General features: G+C 70.7%; 14 protein-coding genes. 5 read left to right on the top strand and 9 right to left on the bottom strand.

Annotation, left to right across the window (positions count from 1 at the left end):
* Positions 1–132 precede the first annotated feature (132 nt).
* Positions 133–978 (top strand): aldo/keto reductase, encoded by an 846-nt coding sequence (locus tag A5705_RS06630; protein WP_197516990.1) that lies wholly within the window; start codon positions 133–135, stop codon positions 976–978.
* An 11-nt stretch (positions 979–989) separates the two neighbouring features.
* Here the strand turns inward: A5705_RS06630 and A5705_RS06625 are convergent, their stop codons facing one another.
* The 3 genes from A5705_RS06625 to A5705_RS06615 are packed head-to-tail and all read right to left on the bottom strand — an operon-like array spanning position 990 to position 5,601.
* Positions 990–1,700: an HNH endonuclease family protein gene (locus A5705_RS06625; protein WP_067880240.1), complete on the bottom strand. Its 711-nt coding sequence runs from the start codon at positions 1,698–1,700 to the stop codon at positions 990–992.
* Positions 1,697–3,916, bottom strand: coding sequence for an ATP-dependent DNA helicase RecG (gene recG, locus A5705_RS06620; protein WP_068276316.1), 2,220 nt, complete (start codon positions 3,914–3,916; stop codon positions 1,697–1,699). Before recG ends, A5705_RS06625 begins: the two co-directional genes overlap by 4 nt.
* A 2-nt stretch (positions 3,917–3,918) precedes the next feature.
* Positions 3,919–5,601: a DAK2 domain-containing protein gene (locus tag A5705_RS06615; protein ID WP_067880586.1), complete on the bottom strand. Its 1,683-nt coding sequence runs from the start codon at positions 5,599–5,601 to the stop codon at positions 3,919–3,921.
* 270 nt (positions 5,602–5,871) lie between these two features.
* On the opposite strand from A5705_RS06615, the gene rpmB reads away from it, so the two are divergent.
* A complete protein-coding gene (gene rpmB / locus A5705_RS06610; protein WP_067880234.1) occupies positions 5,872–6,066 on the top strand; it encodes a 50S ribosomal protein L28 in 195 nt (64 codons plus the stop codon).
* 7 nt (positions 6,067–6,073) lie between these two features.
* Here rpmB and A5705_RS06605 read toward each other — a convergent pair whose 3' ends face one another.
* The 4 genes from A5705_RS06605 to A5705_RS06590 are packed head-to-tail and all read right to left on the bottom strand — an operon-like array spanning position 6,074 to position 8,982.
* Positions 6,074–7,003 (bottom strand): NADP-dependent oxidoreductase, encoded by a 930-nt coding sequence (locus A5705_RS06605; RefSeq protein WP_068276494.1) that lies wholly within the window; start codon positions 7,001–7,003, stop codon positions 6,074–6,076.
* Between the two features lie 5 nt (positions 7,004–7,008).
* Entirely contained in the window at positions 7,009–7,692 is a 684-nt protein-coding gene (locus A5705_RS06600) for a uracil-DNA glycosylase (protein ID WP_068276313.1), read from the bottom strand.
* Positions 7,689–7,979: a DUF1330 domain-containing protein gene (locus tag A5705_RS06595; protein ID WP_067880580.1), complete on the bottom strand. Its 291-nt coding sequence runs from the start codon at positions 7,977–7,979 to the stop codon at positions 7,689–7,691. Before A5705_RS06595 ends, A5705_RS06600 begins: the two co-directional genes overlap by 4 nt.
* A 19-nt stretch (positions 7,980–7,998) precedes the next feature.
* On the bottom strand, positions 7,999–8,982 hold the full coding sequence (locus tag A5705_RS06590) for a thiamine-phosphate kinase (protein ID WP_068276310.1): 984 nt from the start codon (positions 8,980–8,982) through the stop codon (positions 7,999–8,001).
* 93 nt (positions 8,983–9,075) lie between these two features.
* Between A5705_RS06590 and A5705_RS06585 the strand changes: the two genes are divergently transcribed.
* Complete coding sequence (locus tag A5705_RS06585; protein WP_067880225.1) at positions 9,076–9,648, top strand: DUF3515 domain-containing protein; 573 nt, start codon at positions 9,076–9,078, stop codon at positions 9,646–9,648.
* On the opposite strand, the gene A5705_RS06580 is transcribed toward A5705_RS06585, so the two are convergent.
* The gene (locus A5705_RS06580; RefSeq protein WP_067880222.1) at positions 9,645–10,754 is read right to left on the bottom strand and encodes a D-alanine--D-alanine ligase family protein; all 1,110 of its coding nucleotides are present in this window, start codon (positions 10,752–10,754) and stop codon (positions 9,645–9,647) included. The two genes, A5705_RS06585 and A5705_RS06580, sit on opposite strands and share 4 nt — an antisense overlap.
* A gap of 65 nt (positions 10,755–10,819) precedes the next feature.
* Positions 10,820–11,839, bottom strand: coding sequence for an NAD(P)H-dependent glycerol-3-phosphate dehydrogenase (locus tag A5705_RS06575; protein WP_067880219.1), 1,020 nt, complete (start codon positions 11,837–11,839; stop codon positions 10,820–10,822).
* 105 nt (positions 11,840–11,944) lie between these two features.
* Between A5705_RS06575 and cofC the strand changes: the two genes are divergently transcribed.
* Both cofC and A5705_RS06565 read left to right on the top strand, forming a co-directional pair.
* Positions 11,945–12,607, top strand: a complete 663-nt coding sequence (gene cofC, locus A5705_RS06570) for a 2-phospho-L-lactate guanylyltransferase (protein ID WP_067880216.1) — start codon at positions 11,945–11,947, stop codon at positions 12,605–12,607.
* A gap of 55 nt (positions 12,608–12,662) precedes the next feature.
* A complete protein-coding gene (locus tag A5705_RS06565) occupies positions 12,663–14,891 on the top strand; it encodes an RNA degradosome polyphosphate kinase (protein ID WP_067880213.1) in 2,229 nt (742 codons plus the stop codon).
* The last annotated feature ends 24 nt before the right edge of the window (positions 14,892–14,915 follow it).

The raw sequence follows: 14,915 nt of genomic DNA, 5'->3' as shown, positions 1-14,915 counted from the left end.
GGGTAATATCGTGGTCCCCGGTCGGTGAAACGCACACGGAACCCGGCCGAAATGACGTCGAACTCGGGCTCGATGAGGGAGCCTGACTGGGTCGGATCTACGAACCTTCAATTCACAGGTAGGTGAATGACATTGACTGGCGAGTCGGGCACCGCCATACCCTCGATAGCTCTCAACGACGAAAACACCATGCCGGTGCTCGGCCTGGGCGTCGCCGACCTGTCGGAGGACGAGACCGAGCGCGCGGTCTCGGCCGCGCTGGAGATCGGGTGCCGGCTCATCGACACCGCCGCCGCCTATGGCAACGAGGCCGCGGTGGGCCGCGCGATCGCGGCTTCCGGCATCCCGCGCGCCGAGCTGTTCGTCACCACCAAGCTGGCCACCGCCGACCAGGGGTTCAACGGCGCCCAGCAGGCCTGCACCGCCAGCCTGGAGCGACTCGGCCTCGAGTACGTCGACCTCTACCTCATTCACTGGCCCGCGCCGTCCGTGGGCAAGTACGTCGACTCGTTCGGGGGTCTGATCCAGTGCCGGGGCAACGGCCAGTCCCGCTCGATCGGGGTGTCCAACTTCACCGAGGATCACCTCTCGACGGTCATCGACCTGACGTTCGTCACCCCGGCGGTCAACCAGATCGAGCTGCACCCGCTGCTCAACCAGGACGAACTGCGCAAAGCGAATGCGCAGCACAACGTGGTGACGCAGTCCTACACGCCGCTGGTTCTGGGCAAGCTGATGGACAACCCGACGGTGACCTCCATCGCCGGCGAATACGGCAAGACGCCGGCACAGGTTCTGCTCCGGTGGAATGTGCAACTGGGCAACTCGGTGATTTTCCGCTCGAGTAAACCCGAGCGCATCGCCGGCAACCTGGACATCTTCGACTTCGAATTGGCCGCCGAACACATGGACCTGATCAACGGCCTCAACGACGGCACCCGGCTGCGCCCGGACCCCGACACCTACGACGGTCCGTAACCCGTCGCGGCCTACCCCGCCGGGCAGGTGGCCGCGGCCTGGCGCAGCACACCCGCGGAGGCCTGGTCCACCGGCAGCTGGTAGCCGCGCAGCACGGCGATGAACTGCATGGCGTACTGGCACGCGAACGCGGTGTTCGGCGGCATCCACTGCGCCGGCGGCGAGTCGCCCTTGTCCTGGTTGGCCTGCCCCTCCACGGCCAGCAGGTTCGCCGGGTCGTTGGCGAAACGCAGCCGTTCGGGGAACGGCCAGCCGTAGGCCCCCATGTCCCAGGCGTAGGCCAACGGGACGATGTGGTCGATCTGCACCGCCTCGCCGACCTTGGCCCCGCGCTGGAACGCGATCGTGGTGTTGGTGTACGGGTCGTGCAGGGTGCCGGTGGCGACCGCGTTCGGGCAGCGCTTGGTCGACACGTACGTCTTGTCGACGAGGTCGCGGTTGAGGATGTCGTCGCGGGTGTCGCACCCGTTGTGCCCGAGGGGCGCGTCGTTGTCGTCATCCCAGGCGTCGCCGAACGCGGGGCGGCGGTAGTCGTAGCGGTGGGCGCGCTCCGGCAGCACCGCGACGCCGCCGAGCACGTCGGTGCCGGGTTGCACCGTGGGCACGTCGGCGCGGGCGGCCACTTCAGCGCGCTTGGCCGACTCCGATCCCAGCGTCTGGTAGGCGACCAGCACCGCGAGCAATGCGATCGCCGACAACCACAGCAGCAGTTTGCGATTCATGCTTTGTCCAGATAGTCGATCCGGTCGGTGTCGGTGAATCGCCTTGCCAGCAAGGCCAATTCGGGGTTCGAGGGGTCCCGCTCGTATGCCTGGACGGCGAATTCGCGGGCTGCTTCGATGTAGGTTTCGTGATCGGCCAGCGACAGCAGCCGCAGGGTGACCGCTCTGCCGGATTGGTTGCGGCCCAGCACATCTCCCTCGCGACGCTCCTTGAGGTCCAGGTCGGCGAGGGCGAACCCGTCCATCGTCTCGGCGACCGCGCGCAGCCGCCGGCCGGCCGGCGAGTCCGGGGGGACCCAGCTGGCCAGCAGGCACAGGCTCGGATGCTCGCCGCGGCCGATGCGCCCGCGCAGCTGATGCAGCTGGCTGATCCCGAACCGGTCGGCGTCCATCACCAGCATGACCGTGGCATTGGGGACGTCGACTCCCACCTCGATGACCGTGGTGCACACCAGCACATCGACCTCACCCGAGCGAAACGCCGCCATCGCGGCGTCCTTCTCGTCGGCCGACAACCGACCGTGCATCAGCGCCAGCCGCAGGTCCGCCAGCTCCCCGGAGCGCAATCGGTCGAAAAGCCCCACCGCGGTCGCCGAGGGCCGGCGGACCTCATCGCTTTTGTCCGCGTCGTCGGTCTCGTCGATCCGGGGTGCGACCACGTAGGCCTGGCGGCCCGCGGAGACCTCCTCGATAATGCGGTGCCAGGCCCGATCGAGCCAGGTGGGTTTGTCGCCGACGAAGATGACGTTGGTGGCGATCGGCTGGCGTCCGCGCGGAAGTTCGCGCAGCGTCGAGGTCTCCAGGTCGCCGTACACGGTGAGCGCGACGGTGCGCGGTATCGGCGTGGCGGTCATCACCAGCAGGTGCGGCGTGATGCCGGCGCGAGCCTTGGCGCGCAATTGATCTCGCTGTTCGACGCCGAAACGGTGCTGCTCGTCGACCACGACCATGCCGAGGTTGTGGAAGTCCACCGCGTCCTGCAGCAGCGCGTGGGTGCCGACGACGATGCCGACCTGCCCGCCGGCAACCTCATCGCGCACGTGCTTCTTGTGCGCGGCCGTCATGGAGCCGGTCAGCAGCGCCACCCGGGTCGCGTTGTCCGCCCCGCCCAGCTGGCCCGCCATCGCCAACTCGCCGAGGACGTCGTTGATGGACCGAAGATGCTGCGCCGCAAGAACTTCCGTTGGAGCGAGCAACGCGCACTGGTAGCCCGCGTCGACCATCTGCAGCATCGCCAGCACCGCGACGATCGTCTTGCCGGAGCCCACCTCACCCTGCAGCAGGCGGTTCATCGGGCGGGTCGCCGCCAGACCGTCCGACAGCACCTCGAGCACCTCGCGCTGTCCCGCCGTCAGCTCGAAGGGCAACCGCCGCAACAACTCCGCCGCCAGGCCGTCGTCCCGCCGCGGCGCTGGGGGCCCGGATTCGGACAGCTCGCCGTGCCGGCGGGCGACCAGCGCCCACTGCAGGCCGACGGCCTCGTCGAACGTCAATCGGTCACGCGCCCGTTGCCGTTCGCGCTCGTCTTCGGAAAGGTGAATCGCGCGCAGCGCCTCGTCCTCGGGGATCAGGCCGAGCCGCTCACGCAGCCCCGTGGGCAGCGGATCGGGCACCGGGTCGAGGACGTCGAGCACTTGCCGGACAGCGCCGAAGATGTCCCAGCTCTGCAGTTTCGAGCTGGCCGGATAAATCGCGTAGAAACGACCCTCGAGAACTTCCATTACTTCTTCGCCGCTGGCGGCGTGGGATGCGTTCGCGATGGTTTTCAGCGATTTGGTGCCGCGGTTGCGCCCGTCCGGTGAGTCGAGGACGAGGAAGGCCGGGTGCGTCAGCTGCATCGCACCCCGGAAGAACCCGACTTCACCGGAGAGCATCACGCGCGTGTTCTTGGTGAGGTCCCTGCTGATGTAATCCGCGTTGAAGAACGTCGCGGTCACCTTGCCGCGCCCCGACCCGACGGTGATGCGCAGGCACTTCCTCTTGGGCGTCTTCTTCATCGGGAAGGAGTGCGCATCGGTGATGGTGTCGACGATCGTGATGTGCTGACCCTCTTCCGGCCGCTCGTTTTCGGCGCCCCGCACGGCGGCGCCCTCGGTGTAGGCGCGCGGGTAGTGGCGGAGCAGGTCGTCGACGGTGCGAATGCCGAACACCTCGTCGAGGAGGGGCACGATCTTGCCGCCCACCACGTAATCCAGCCGGTCGGACAGCGACGCCACGGCTACTCGACCCCGATCAGCAGCACGTCGCCCCGGTGGCCGGTGCGGTAGGTCATCAGCTCGGTGCCCGGGTGGTGGTCGTGCACGTGGTCCTGCAGGATGTCGCCCAGGGCGGTGGCTCCCATGCCCGAATCCTCGATGCCGGCGCCGATCAACACCGTCACCAGGTCGCCACCGGAGGCCAGCAGCAGATCGAGCAGGCCGATCGCCGCCCCGGCCGCATCGGCGGCCACGATGAGCACCTCGTCACCCGCGATGCCGAGCCCGTCGCCCGGCTGGCAGCGACCGGCCCAGGTCAGCGCGCTGTCGGTCGCGATGCGCACCGAACCGTGCCGCGAGGCGCCGGCGGCGCGGGCCATCGTGAAGCCGTCGTCGACCGCCTGCCTCTCCGCGTCGTGCACGGCCAGCGCGGCCAGCCCCTGCACCATCGACCCGGTCGGGATCGGCACCACGTCGATCCCCCACCCGATGGCCGCGGTGCACCCGGCCACCAGTTCCTCGGCGGCGACGTAGCCGTTGGGCAGCACCATCACCTGGGCGGCGCCGGTGTCGACCACGGCCCGCACCAGCTGGTGGGCGCTGACGTCGGCCCCCGGTTCGGGCCGCAGCACGCTGGCGCCCTCGGCGGAGAACAATTCGGCGGCGCCGTCGCCGTCGACGACGGCCAGCACGGCCCGTTCGCGCGTCCAGCCGCCCGCCGGCAGCCCGGTGGCGCCGGAGCCGAGCGCCGAGATGACGATCCGGCTGAGCCGCCCGAGCGCCAGGCCCGCCTCGACGGCGGCGCCGGCGTCGTCGGTGTGCACGTGCACGGAGTAGCTGTCGAGCGGGGCGGATTCCCGCCCGGCCGCCTGCGCCAGGGCGACCGATTCGCCGAGCTCGTCGAGCCGATTGCGCAGCCGGTGCGCGGCCGCGGCGTCGCAGCCGTCCAGCCGGTACATCACCTCGAACTGCGGGCCGAGGTGCCGCGCGGGGGCGGTGGGTTCGGGTTCGCGCGGCGACGGCTCGTAGACCGTGCGGGGCGGGGCCTGCCCGCCGATGGTCGAACGCAGCGCGTCCAGCAGGACCAGCAGGCCGCGCCCGCCGGCGTCCACCGCGCCCGCGTCGGCCAGGACGTCGAGCTGCTCGGGCGTTTTCTCCAGCGCGATCACCGCCGCGTCGCCCGCGGCCGTGACCGCCGCGGCCAGCCCCTGGTCGGCGCACTCCTCGACGGCGCAGGCGGCCGCCCGCAGCACCGAGACGATGGTGCCCGGCACCTCGTCGCCGCCCATCGACGCGATGACCAGCTCGACGCCGCGCTGCAGCGCGGCCCCGAGGGTGGCCGCGTCCAGGTGGCGCAGCTCGCCGCCGGCGTCGGCCGCCGCGGCGGCGGTGACGTCCGCGATTCCCCGCAGGATCTGCGACAGGATCACCCCGGAATTGCCGCGGGCGCCGTTCAGCGCGCCGGCGGACAGGGCCGCCGCCGCCCGGGCCACGCACGCGGCACCGCCTTCCGTGCCGGCGCCCGCATTGGCCTCCGCCAACGCGGAACGCATGGTGAACAGCATGTTGGCGCCCGTATCGGAATCGGCGACCGGGAACACGTTCAGCCGGTTGATCTCGTCGATGTGGGTGATCAAGTCGCTGACGGCGGTGTGGGCCCAGTGCCGCAGTGTCGCTGCGTCCAGCAGAGCTTCCGACGTGCCCAAGCGACCCACCTCCCATCGGAGCCTCCCGGCGCCTGCCAGCGCCGGCCCCCGGTGGGCGCCAGCGTAGCCCGGCGACGACACGCGCGGCGGCGAGCCGCGTCGGCGCATTGAGCCTAGCCAGGATGGGCGACACTCCCGGCGCTACGTCGCCGGAGGCGTGTTGATCGTTTTGGCGGTTGCCCATGTCAGTCGGTATCCTGGGCTGGCCCGAGTCATTCCGGGCTGTCCTGGCCACCTGCCGGACCCACGAACCTCTGAGGAGTTTGAACCATGGCCGCTGTGTGCGATATCTGCGGGAAAGGCCCCGGCTTCGGCAAGTCGGTGTCGCACTCCCACCGCCGCACCAGCCGCCGGTGGGACCCCAACGTCCAGACCGTGCACGTCGTGACCCGTCCCGGCGGCAACAAGCAGCGGCTGAACGTCTGCACGTCCTGCATCAAGGCCGGCAAGGTCGGCCGGGGCTAGTCCGGGGCTAGTTCCGCACGACGAGGACGGTCTTGCCCGGGCGCCGGCCCGGTCGCCGACCGCTTTCGAACGCTTCCCTGCCCGCCTCGAGCGGAAACGTCGCCGCGATCTCCACGCGCAGCCGCCCGGTGTCGACGAGCGCGGCGAGCTCGGCGAGCTGATCCCGATTCGGCCGGACGATGAAAAACGTGGCCGTGACGCCGCTCGCGTCGGCCCGTCCCGGCGGCGGTGGGGCCGACAGGGTGATCAGCCGTCCGCCGCGGGGCAGCACCCCGAACGATCGGTCGAGCGTCGCGCCGCCGACGGTGTCGATCACGACGTCATACGGGCCGCTGTCCTCGAACGCCTGGGTGCGCACGTCGATCACGCGTTGCGCGCCGAGGTCGCCGACGAGCTCGCGCGCGGCACTGCGCACGGTCGCGGTGACCCGCGCGCCGAGCGCGGCGGCCAGCTGCACCGTCAGGGCGCCGACCCCGCCCGCCCCGCCGTGGACCAGGACCGCCTCGCCGGGTTGCACCCCGGCGTGCTCGACCAGCGCCTGCACCGCGGTAAGCCCGGCCAGCGGCAGCGCGGCGGCCACGACGTGGGACACGGTCGACGGCCTGGCGGCCAGGTCGGCGGCCGGCACGGCGACGAATTCGGCCGCGGCGCCGTCGCGGTCGAAGTCGATCAGCCCGTAGACCTCGTCGCCCGGCTCGAAACCCGTTACGCCCGGCCCGATTTCGGTGATCACCCCGGACACCTCGTGGGACGGGACCACTGGCGTCCGGTCGGCGCCGTCGCGGGTCCAGGTCTCCTCCCACGTCAACTCGTCGAACGTGATGGCCGCGGCGTGTACCGCGACCAGGACCTCGCCGGCCGCGGGGACGGGGACGGGCGCCTGCTCGACGACCAGCACCTCCGGGCCACCGCGGTGGTGGGCGCGCAGGGCCGTCATCCCGGTCACGGCAGCCGCCAATCGACGGGATCGGCGCCGAGCCCGGCGAGCAGCTCGTTGGCGCGGCTGAACGGGCGCGACCCGAAGAAGCCGCGAGACGCCGACAGCGGCGACGGGTGCGGCGACTCGATCGCCACGCAATTGCTTTCGGCCAGAATCGGTTTCAGTGTCGAGGCGTCGCGGCCCCAGAGGACGGCCACCAGGGGCAGCGATCGCGCCGCCAGCGCGCGAATCGCGCACTCCGTCACCACCTCCCAACCCTTGCCCCGGTGCGACGCCGGGTTGTTGGGGCGCACCGTGAGCACCCTGTTCAGCAGCAGCACCCCGCGCTGCGACCAGGGCGTCAGGTCGCCGCACGACGGCCGGGGATGACCGAGGTCGGCGGAATACTCGTCGAAGATGTTGGCCAGGCTGCGCGGCAGCGGGCGCACCTCGGGTGCCACCGAGAAGCTCAGCCCCACGGCGTGCCCGGGGGTCGGGTACGGGTCCTGGCCGACGATCAGCACCCTGACGTCGTCGAAGGGATACGTGAAGGCGCGCAACACGTTTGGCCCCGCCGGCAGGTACCCGCGGCCGACCGCGATCTCGGCCCGCAGAAACTGCCCCATCAGGGCGACCTGGTCGGTAACCGGTTCGAGCGCCGCCGCCCAGCCGGACTCGACGAGCTCGCTCAACGGGCGCGCGGTCATAGGAGGCCTTGCACGAGCAGCACCACCGTGTCGGCGCCCGCGCGACGGTCCTTCGCGATTTCCTCGTATTCGGGCGACTGCACGAACTCCCGAAATGCCGCCTCGTCGGGAAAGGACATCAGCACCACCTTTTCGCGGTCCGACCGCCCCTCGACCACCCGGGGCGCCTCGTCGGCGGCCAGCAGCGTTCCCGCGTAACGGCTGAAGACTTCCATGAACCTCGCCTGATACCGGTCGTAGGCTGCCCGGTCGGTGAACTTCAGCTGTGCGATGGCGTAGACGGTCACGTTGATATTTAACGTCACCCTAGTACGACTGCCACCCCGCGTAGCCGCTCCACTCCGCGCCGTCGACGAGCACGCCGGCCGGCCCGTCGAGCACGCGGCCGATGACGCGCCAGCCGGGCGGCGCGGCGGACGCGAAACACGCTGCCAGGGCGTGATCCTCACCGCCGCCCAGCACCCACGCCAGCGGGTCGGCGCCGACCGCGTCCGCGGCCGCCGCCACCGCGTCCCGGTCCGCGGCCAGCGCCGCGGTGGACACGTCGATGGCCACCCCCGACGCCTCGGCGACGTGCCGCAGGTCGGCGACCAGCCCGTCGGAGACGTCGATCATGGCCTGCGCCCCCGCGGCCGCGGCCGCCGCGCCCTGTCCGTACGGCGGCCGCGGCACCAGGTGACGGCGCCGCAGTTCCTCGAATCCCTCGGTATGCCCACCAATGCCCTTGTCCCACAACGCATATCCGGCGGCGGAGCGGCCCAGATCACCGGTCACCCCGATCACCGAGCCGGCCTTCGCCCCCGACCGCAACACCGGCGTACGACCGTCGAGCTCGCCCAGCACCGTCACCGACAACACCCACAGCGGGCAGCTGACCAGGTCGCCGCCGGCGATCCCGGCGCACAGTCGCCCCGCCTCGTCACACATCCCGTCGACCAAGGCGTCCACCTGGTCCGCCGGCGTGTCACCGGGCGCGGCGAAGCCGGCCACGAAGGCGGTGGGCCGCCCGCCCATCGCCTCGATGTCGGCGGCGTTCTGGGCGATCGCCTTGCGGCCGACGTCGTGGGGTGTCGACCAGTCCAGCCGAAAGTGCCGGTCCTGCACCAGCACATCGGTCGAGACCAGGGTGCGGCCGTCGCCCGCGGACACCAGCGCCGCGTCGTCCCCGGGCCCCACCAGCACCGCGGCGGGTTGCCGGCGGCCCCGCACCAACCGGTCGATGACGGCGAACTCGCCGAGCCGTTGCAGCGTGGGGGGTCGGCCCGGCGTCCCGGGATCGTCGTCGCGCACGCCACCTCCTCCGGCCCCTCGCGGCCGGTAAGTTGGATTCCTGCCCGCGCGAGCGGACCGCGCCAGTCTACGAGATCAGGAGGTGCGCGGGCGGTGGAGACCGATCCCGATGCCGTCGCAGCCGCCGACGACGGACCGCCGCGCGCGGTGCTGATCGCCGCGGTGCTGCTGGCGGTCGTGGCGATCGGCGTGATCCTGGCCGTCGCGGCAACGCGCCAGGCGCCCACGTCACCGGTGGCCGTCGCAGCGGCCCCGGCGCCGCACGCGAACGACGGCGCGTGCCGGTCACTGGCCGGCGCGCTGCCGCAGCGGCTGGGTGACTATCAACGCGCCCAGCTGGCGCAGCCGGCCCCCGACGGCGCCGCGGCGTGGCGGACGCAGGCGGGCGGCGAGCCGGTGGTACTGCGCTGCGGACTCGACCGCCCGGCCGAGTTCGTGGTGGGATCGCCGATCCAGGTGGTCGACCGGGTGCAGTGGTTCGAGGTCTCGGCCGGTCAGCAATCCGCGGGCGACGCCGGCAGGTCCACCTGGTACGCGGTCGACCGGCCGGTGTACGTGGCGCTCACGCTGCCCCCGGGCTCGGGGCCGACGCCCATCCAGCAGCTCTCCGACGTGATCGACCGCGCCATGGCGGCCGTGCCCATCAACCCAGCGCCCGCCGGCTAACGGAGCCCCACGCCGCGGGCCAACGCCGTCTGCACCATGGTCGCCAGCAGGGTCGGATAGTCGACACCGCTGGCCGCCCACATCCTGGGATACATCGAGATCGTGGTGAACCCCGGCATCGTGTTGATCTCGTTGATGATCGGGCCGTCCTCGGTCAAGAAGAAGTCGACCCTGGCCAGTCCCTGGCAGTCGATGGCTTTGAAGGCCCGGATTGCCAACTGGCGCACCGCATCCGCGACGTCGTCGTCGACCTTCGCGGGCACGTCCAATTCGGCGGCGTCGTCGAGGTATTTCGTCGCGAAGTCGTAGAAGGAGTCCTCGCGCCCCCGCACCCCGGCCACCCGGATCTCGCCCACCGTGCTGGCTTCGACTGTGCCGTCGGGCATCTCGAGCACCCCGCACTCCAGCTCGCGACCGTTGATCGCCGCCTCGACGATCACCTTCGGATCGTGCCGGCGAGCATCGGCCACCGCGGCGGCCAGCTCGTCCCAGCTCGAGACCCGGCTGACGCCGATCGAGGAGCCGCCCCGCGCGGGTTTGACGAACACCGGCAGGCCGAGCCGCTCACGCTCCGCGAGATCCAGTGCCGACCGCGACGGGCGCAGCACCGCGTGCGGGCCGACCGGAAGTCCCTCGGCGACAAGGAGTTTCTTGGTGAACTCCTTGTCCATGCCGGCGGCGCTGGCCAGCACGCCGGCGCCGACGTAGGGCACACCGGCGAGTTCGAGCAGCCCCTGGATGGTGCCGTCCTCCCCGTAGGGGCCGTGCAGCACCGGGAACACCACGTCGACGGACGCCAGGACCTCGCTCGCACCGGTCTGCAGCGACACCAGCTGGCCGCCGCGCCGCGGATCGGCCGGCAGGGCCAGCTCGGTGCCCGATTCGGCGGTCACCTCCGGCAGCCGCCGGTCGGTGATCGCCAGCGCGTCCGGATCGCCGTCGGTGAGCACCCAGGAACCCTCCGGCGTGATGCCGACCGCGACCACCTCGAAACGCTGCGGGTCGAGATTGCGCAGAATGCTGCCCGCCGACACGCAGGAGATGGCGTGCTCGTTGCTGCGGCCGCCGAACACGACGGCGACGCGCACGCGGTCGCTGGCACTCACAACCTTCAGAGGCTACCGGTTGAGGGCGCCCGGGGGCGGGTGGCGGGCCGCGACCTGCGGTTTGGTCATTCGGGCTTGGTGCTGCGGCCCAGCAGCAGCGCCATCGCCTCGTCGACCGACAGGCCCTTGTGGCACACCCGGTGCACGGCGTCGGTGAGCGGCATCTCGACGTCGTAACTGGACGCCAGCGCCAGCACCGCCTCGCACGACGTCACCCCCTCGACGACGTGCCCGTGGCCTGCCTCCGTGGCGGACTCCACGGTCCCGCCGCGGCCCAGGGCCTCGCCGAAGGAGCGGTTGCGCGACCGCGGCGACGTGCACGTGGCCACCAGGTCACCGACGCCGGCCAGCCCGGCCAGCGTCGCGCCCTTGGCGCCGAGGGCGATTCCCAGGCGGATGATCTCCGCCAGGCCCCGCGTGATGATCGCGGCCGCGGTGTTTTCGCCGAGCCCGACGCCGGCCGCCATCCCGCACGCCAGCGCGATGACGTTCTTGCACGCCCCGCCGATCTCGGTGCCTACCACGTCGCTGTTGGTATACGGGCGGAAGTACCCGCTGTTCAGCATCCGCTGCACGGCGACCGCGCGGCCGGAGTCGCTGCACGCGACGACCGTGGCGGTGGGCTGGCATTCGGCGATCTCGCTGGCGAGGTTCGGTCCGGAGATGACCGCGACCTGGGTCGGGTCCACGCCGGTCACCGAAACGATCACCTGGCTCATCCGCATCAGCGTGCCCAGCTCGATGCCCTTGGCCAGGCTGACCAGGGTGGCGCCGTCGGCCACCAGGGGCGCCCACCGCTCGAGGTTGCTCCGCATCGTCTGCGCCGGAACCGCCAGCAGCACTGTCGTCACACCGGCCAGGGCCTCGCCCGCGTCCGTCGTGGCGCGGATGCCCGGCGGCAACAGGGTCCCGGGCAGATAGGCCTGGTTGTACCGGGAGGCGTTGATCTCGTCGGCCACTTCGGATCGCCGCGCCCATAATTTGACTTCGGCTGCCGTTCCCGCGGCGTCGGCAAGCACCTTGGCCAGTGCCGTACCCCAGGCGCCGGCGCCCATCACCGCAACGGCGCGCTCCGAACCGGCCATCGACCACCCCGTCTGTCTGAAAGAAGCCCGTCTGTCTCAAAGAAGAATGTGACGTCACGCTACCGTGGCGCCGGGCCGCCGCGGCGGCGCTGGCAGGATGGCGGGATGAGCGGCACACGGGCCGATGGCGCGGGCAACGGCGCCGGTGACGTGGCGTTGATCATCGCCGTCAAGCGGTTGGCCGCCGCCAAGACCAGGCTGGCGCCGGTGTTCTCGGCGCGGACCCGGGAGAAGGTGGTGCTGGCCATGTTGATCGACACACTGACCGCCGCCTCCGCCGTGGCCGCGCTGGGCTCGATCACCGTCATCACGCCCGACGAGGCCGCGGCCGCCGCCGCCGCCGACCTGGGCGCCGGTGTGCTGGACGATCCGACTCCCGAAAACAACAGCGACCCGTTGAACACCGCGATCGCCACCGCCGAACGGGCGGTGGCCGGGGCCTTCACCAATGTCGTTGTGCTGCAAGGAGATTTGCCGGCGTTGCAGAGCCAGGAGCTCGCCGAGGCGATCGCCGCCGCGCGCCACCACCGGCGCAGCTTCGTCGCCGACCGGTTGGCGACGGGAACGGCCGCACTGTGCGCGTTCGGGGCCGCGCTCGATCCGCAGTTCGGCCCGGATTCCTGCGCGCGGCACCGGCGTTCGGGCGCGATAGAGCTGACCGGCGCGTGGCCGGGTCTGCGCTGCGACGTCGACACGCCCGCCGACTTGGCGGCCGCCCGTCGCCTCGGGGTCGGGTCCGCGACGGCCCGGGCCGTCGCGCAGCACTGACGACGACCCCGCAACAGCAAACCTGTACAGCCGGTGAACTGCGCGACAACGGCGAATGGATGTCCCCCGGGCGCTAGCAGCACCAGCGGGAATGAGCAATGATCGCAGGGTGACCGAAATCGAAGCCGAGGCGCGCCTCGAAGAACCCGTATGGCAGCCCGACGGCCCGGCTGTCGGCGCACCGCCCGCCGCAACCCCGGCGGCGATCGACGACGCGCTACCGGAGGACCGCTATCTCAACCGGGAACTGAGCTGGCTGGACTTCAACGCGCGCGTGCTCGCGCTGGCGGACGACAACTCGCTGCCGCTGCTCGAGCGCGCGAAGTTCTTGGCGATCTTCGCGTCGAACCTCGACGAGTTCTACATGGTCCGGGTCGCCGGCCTCAAGCGCCGCGACGAGATGGGACTTTCCGTGCGCTCGGCCGACGGTCTGACGCCGCGCGAGCAACTGGCCCTCATCGGCGAGCAGACGCAGCGGATCGCGACCCGGCACGCGCGCGTGTTCCTCGATTCGGTCGAACCGGCCCTCGCCGCGGAGGGCATCCACATCGTCACGTGGGCCGATCTGGATTCCGATGAGCGCGACCAACTGTCGACGTATTTCAACGAGCAGGTCTTCCCGGTCCTCACGCCGCTGGCCGTCGACCCCGCCCACCCCTTCCCGTTCGTCAGCGGGCTGAGCCTGAACCTGGCGGTCATGGTGCGCCAGCCCGAGGACGGCGGCCAGCACTTCGCCCGGGTCAAGGTGCCCAACAACGTCGATCGCTTCGTCGAACTCGAAACCCGCGGCGACACCGACGGAGCCGACGGGCCCGCCGTCGTCCGCTTCCTGCCGATGGAGGAGCTGATCGCCGCCTTCCTCCCGGTGCTGTTCCCGGGCATGGAGATCGTGCAGCATCACGCGTTCCGCATCACCCGCAACGCGGATTACGAGGTCGAAGAGGACCGTGACGAAGACCTGCTGCAGGCGCTGGAGCGAGAGTTGGCGCGCCGCCGGTTCGGTTCGCCGGTTCGGCTCGAGATCGCCGACGACATGACCGAGAGCATGCTGGAACTGCTGCTGCGCGAACTCGACGTGAATCCCGGTGACGTCATCGAAGTGCCCGGATTACTCGACCTTTCGTCGTTGTGGCAGGTCTACGGATTGGACCGGCCGGCGCTCAAAGACCCGGCCTTCGTCCCGGCCACCAGCCCCGCCTTCGCCGACCGCGAAACACCGCGGAGCATCTTCGCCACGCTGCGCGAAGGCGATGTGCTGCTTCATCATCCGTATGAGTCGTTCTCCACCAGCGTGCAGCGATTCATCGAGCAGGCCGCCGCCGACCCCAATGTCCTTGCGATCAAGCAGACGCTGTATCGCACCTCCGGCGACTCGCCGATCGTTCGCGCTCTCATCGCCGCCGCCGAGGCCGGAAAGCAGGTGGTGGCGATGGTGGAGATCAAGGCCCGCTTCGACGAGCAGGCCAACATCCGTTGGGCGCGCACACTTGAGCAGGCGGGCGTGCACGTGGTGTACGGGTACGTCGGGCTGAAGACGCATTGCAAGACCTGCCTTGTGGTGCGCCGCGAAGGCTCGACGATCCGGCGGTACTGCCACATCGGGACCGGCAATTACAACGGCAAGACGGCGCGGCTGTACGAGGACGTCGGTCTGCTCACGGCTTCCCCGGAGATCGGCGCCGATCTGACCGACCTGTTCAATTCGCTCACCGGCTACTCGCGGAAGGTGTCCTACCGCAACCTGTTGGTGGCGCCGCACAGCATCCGCACCGGCATCATCGAGCGCGTCGAGCGCGAGATCGCCGCGCACGGCGAAAGCGGCGGGGGCAGGATCCGGATGAAGATGAACGCTCTGGTCGACGAGCAGGTGATCGACGCGCTGTATCGCGCGTCGCGCGCCGGCGTGCGCGTCGAGATCGTGGTGCGCGGCATCTGCGCGCTGCGCCCTGGCACGGAGGGCTTTTCGGAGAACATCTCGGTCCGTTCGATACTCGGCAGGTTCCTGGAGCACTCGCGGATCATGCATTTCGCCCGCATCAACGAGTTCTGGATCGGCAGCGCGGACATGATGCACCGCAACCTCGACCGGCGCGTCGAGGCGCTGGTTCAAGTGAAGGACCCGAGGCTCACGGCCTACCTGGACGACCTGTTCGAATCCGCCTTGAACCCGTCCACCCGGTGCTGGGAGCTGGGCACCGACGGGCAGTGGACCGCGTCGCCGCAGGATGGTCACACGGTGCGCGACCATCAGGAGTCGCTGATGGAGCTGCACCGGAGCGCCTGAGGCCATGTGGTAGCTTTCCTGGTC

Origin of the sequence: Mycobacterium sp. E787 (assembly GCF_001668725.1) — a bacterium.
Taxonomy (GTDB): domain Bacteria; phylum Actinomycetota; class Actinomycetes; order Mycobacteriales; family Mycobacteriaceae; genus Mycobacterium.
This window is presented reverse-complemented; position numbering and strand designations above follow the sequence as displayed.